Annotated in this window: 1 protein-coding gene and 2 pseudogenes; 1 reads left to right on the plus strand and 2 read right to left on the minus strand. The window is 70.3% G+C overall.

Going from position 1 to position 3,842, the window contains the following annotated elements; all coding sequences use genetic code 11:
- Positions 1-136 precede the first annotated feature (136 nt).
- Positions 137-841: pseudogene (locus ACXJMZ_RS37010) on the minus strand (DUF5996 family protein); the annotation flags it as partial.
- A gap of 281 nt (positions 842-1,122) precedes the next feature.
- Positions 1,123-1,431 (minus strand): annotated as a pseudogene (locus tag ACXJMZ_RS37015) (BrxA/BrxB family bacilliredoxin); the annotation flags it as partial.
- Positions 1,432-3,060: 1,629 nt separating this feature from the next.
- On the opposite strand from ACXJMZ_RS37015, the gene ACXJMZ_RS37020 reads away from it, so the two are divergent.
- On the plus strand, positions 3,061-3,780 hold the full coding sequence (locus ACXJMZ_RS37020) for a transglycosylase family protein (RefSeq protein WP_457034386.1): 720 nt from the start codon (positions 3,061-3,063) through the stop codon (positions 3,778-3,780).
- The last annotated feature ends 62 nt before the right edge of the window (positions 3,781-3,842 follow it).

Genomic DNA, 3,842 nt, shown 5'->3' on the forward strand with positions numbered 1-3,842 from the left:
CGGCCGGGGCGCTGCAGCTGCGCCCGGTGGAGCCTGCCGTGCCGCTGCGCCTGGCGCGGTCGGCGGCCGGTTCCGCCCCGCCTGGGACGGGGCTGTCCCAGCTCTAATCCGTAGTGAAGGCGGTTCCAGATCGCCCTGGTCGGGGAGTCGTGTAGGAGTAGAAGGCCGGTTCGCCCAGGTCGGCGTCCCCGAACCAGAAGCCGAAGCTGATCAGCTCCCGGGAGTACGCCTCGCGGGTCACCGGGTCCACCTGCGGTGGCTGGTCGACGGCGCGTCCGGCGAACCGGGTGTGGGCGATGTCGAGTGAGTGCCAGAAGAGGTGGACGGGGCTGACCTTGCCCGAGAAGCGCGCCGCGGACTCCTCCAGCACCAGCCCGACCTGGCTGAGCAGCTGCCAGTAGCGATTGGCCCAGGCGGGATCGTAGGCCGCGTGCTCGAAGTCCTCGGCGAACGGCCGGTCGGAGTCCGCCAGCCGGTAGGGCCGGGGATTCGGGATCTCCACCCGGATGCCCAACGCAGCCAGCGTCTCAAGGGTCTGCCGGTAGAACGAGGCTACGGACTGGCCGAGGAGTGGGAAGGACTCCGTCCCGCCGTCCGCCGTCGCGGCGACCAGCCGGTGGTCGACGAAGTCGAAGTCGATGGTGAAGATCGGGTTGCCGTCGACCTGTCCCATGGGCCGCGTGGTGATCCCGCGTCCGGTGAGGTGGAACGGGACGTTCCACCAGTGGTTGCGCCGCACACTCCCCGCAAGGCGGATCTTGCCCACCACCTGTGTGAAGCGGTGCAGCGTCTCCTTCGTGTCCCGCCACTCGGCGAGCGGCATCGGTGGGAACAGCTCCATCGCGTATCCCTCCTGCCCGTCCGCCGCAGTTCCATGATGGCCACAGCAGTCCGAACGCGCAGACGGTGGCTGCTCCGGTTGGCCTCGCCGAGCCTGTCCGGTCGCTGGTGCAACCACCCGACTGTGCTGAGCCATGGCAGGGCGGCAGGCACGCTGTGGCTCATCGACGGGAACCCCGACGTGTCGCAGACCCGCGCGGACTGGTCCCGGCCCACCGGGCCGACACCTTCGATGCGGTGGCGGGGGAGGAAGTAGACGAGTTCGCCGTCCTTGAAGAGGGCGAAGGAGGGGTGGGACGGGGGGATGTCCGCGAGGTAGGAGCGCGTCTGGGCGGTGGCTTCGATGTCCTGCTCGTCGAAGACGGTGAGTAGCCGGTCGGGGCGCTTGGCGTCACCTTCGAGGGCGAGGCGGGCGCCGGGCCGGGCCATGCCGGCCGCGCAGCCGGTGACGGAGTTGATGGCCACCAGGGTCGTGCCGGTGGCGGCGTCCTTCATGGCTCGGTCGGCGTCGTCGGCGGTCAGCAGCTCGACGAAGCCGATCTCGGTCAGCTCGTCCTTCATGGGCTTGACCAGCAGTGGTGAGTACGGCATTACCAATCCTCACTGAGAACTACGGATGAGTCACTCAGAGCACTGGGGCGAGTGTGCTGCGAGCGGGCCTTCCCGCACATCCCGCCGGGATCAGGCACGCGCCACGGCAGTTGGTCGGCCTCCGCGGCTCTCGGGCTACGAGGCCGGATTCACCTGGGCCGGGACTGACTGGGACTCAATCCGAGGGGACCGGGACCAGCCGACCTTCCGATCGCCGGCACGCTCCGGCGACGACACCCGGGACACGAAACAAGCATGACGAGGCATCACCCGATAGGGGTGGCTCCCAAACTCACTGACGATCAAGCCCGGCCTGGTCCGCCCGGCCCGGCTGCCTGGCCTGGTGTGGTGGGTTGGGTGAGGACTGTCGCAGGTTGGGTGAGAATCCCTGCCCCGGCTCGGCGGGGAGTCCACTCGCCTGCCTGTCCCCGTCCGCTCGTCCCATTCGCCCATCCGCTCGCCTGCCTCCAGCCCGGTCCCGTTCGGCCGCTCTGCCCACCCGGCTGTCTGCCCTGGCTGCCTCCGGGCTGGGTGGTTGCGTGATGTGGTGGGTGTGACGGAACTGGTCCGGGCCGTTCCGGTACCGCTTCACTCCGTGACCTGTCAGCGTTTCGGGCGCTCGGATCGGGCTTTGGTAGACCAATCCGGGCGGGTGCCCGGGGCCCGGTCGGGCTGCTCGGGGCTCTGCGGGGCGCTCCGGTTTCGGTGACGGCGGGTGGTCGCCGGTCCGGCTGGCCGGGGCTGACGGGGGCTCGCCGGGCCGCCCGGGGGCTGGGGCCGTCCCGGGTGCTTGGTGGCTGCTGACCCGCTCCGCTGCTCCGCCCCAACAGCTCCCGTCCCAGCGGTCCGGTCGGGCCTTGGCCTGGCCCCGGTCTCGGCCGCTCTGACTGTCTTCGGGTCGGGTGGTTGTGTGATGTGGTGGGTGTGACGGAAGGGCACTCGCCCATCCGGGCTCTGGTTTCGTGCTGTGACCTCATGGCATTCCGGGCACCCGATTCGGCTTCTGGTGGACCGAGCTGGGCGGGTGGGCGGGGCCCGGTCCGGCTGCCCTCTCCCCGCCCGGTGTTTGCGGGCTGTGCCTGGAGGTGCGGTGTCGATGTGTTCCTGCGGTGCCGCACGGCGGCGGGCTGACCGGGCTGACCGGGCTTCGGGGAGAGGGTTGTGAGGGGGGCCACGGCGGGCGCCGCTGTGATCACCGTGAATCCGACCTTCCGTGCCCGGGTCCTTGCGCTGGGTCGACAATGTGCCCGGCGTCACCACCCGCGAGGGGTGACGGCGGGCACAGTGGGGCCCAAAACGATCGTCCACAGGACCCGCCCGGCCCTTGAAATCGGGGGTCCGGTCTCGGCCATACCTTCGGTAACCCCGCCCTGAGCTGCCCTTTCACCGAAATGCTTGTCCGGAGCCCCCGATGGCTCGTAGCTTCGTAACCAGTGCACAGCGCACCACCCGGGTTCACCACCCGCGGCCCCCGCCCACGAGGCGGCCGGGCATACGCGGTGAAGGTGACCGGGGCGGCAGTCCGCGTCGGACACGTGAGCAGCCGCCCGCTGCGTGCGACATCTCGGAGTACACCCCCGTGCGGGGCCGCTCCGTGYTGTCCGCCCGGGGTTTGCCGAGAGGATCTGYATGACCTTCCGTAACGAGACCACCGCTGCCACCACCTCCGCCAAGCGCAACCGCCTGCGGATGGTCCTGATGGGCGGCGCTGTGGCCGCTCTCCCGGTGGCGGGCCTCGTCACGGCCACTTCGGCCTCTGCCGCGTCCAGCTCGACCTGGGACGCCGTCGCCCAGTGCGAGAGCACCGGCAACTGGAACATCAACACGGGCAACGGGTTCTCCGGCGGCCTGCAGTTCACCCCGAGCACCTGGGCCGCGTACGGCGGYACCCAGTACGCCGCCTCCGCCGACCAGGCGAGCAAGGGCCAGCAGATCGCCGTCGCGGAGAAGGTGCTCGCCTCCCAGGGCCCCGGCGCCTGGCCGGTCTGCTCSGTCAAGGCCGGCCTGACCAAGGGCGGCTCCGCGGCCCAGGTCGACACCTCCGCTGCCGCCGCCCCGGCGAAGTCCACCAAGTCGGCGGACCAGACCACCAAGGCCGCGCCGAAGAACGACACCTCGGCGGCCTCGCGCAGCACCGAGCGCAAGCCCGTCGAGAAGACCGCTCCGGCTGCKYCGGCCGCTCCGGTGCAGAAGAGCACCGGTGGCAGCTACACCGTCAAGAGCGGTGACACCCTGAACGCCATCGCCGCCGCYCACGGCGTGAACCTCAACACCCTCTACACCAACAACGCCGCGGTCGTCGGTGGTGACATCGACCTGATCCTGCCCGGCCAGGTGCTGAGCATCTGACCTGACGGTCGGTASCCGGATACGACGAAGCCTCCCTTCGCTGACCTCGGTCAGCGAAGGGA

It is taken from the genome of Kitasatospora sp. P5_F3, from assembly GCF_054049135.1.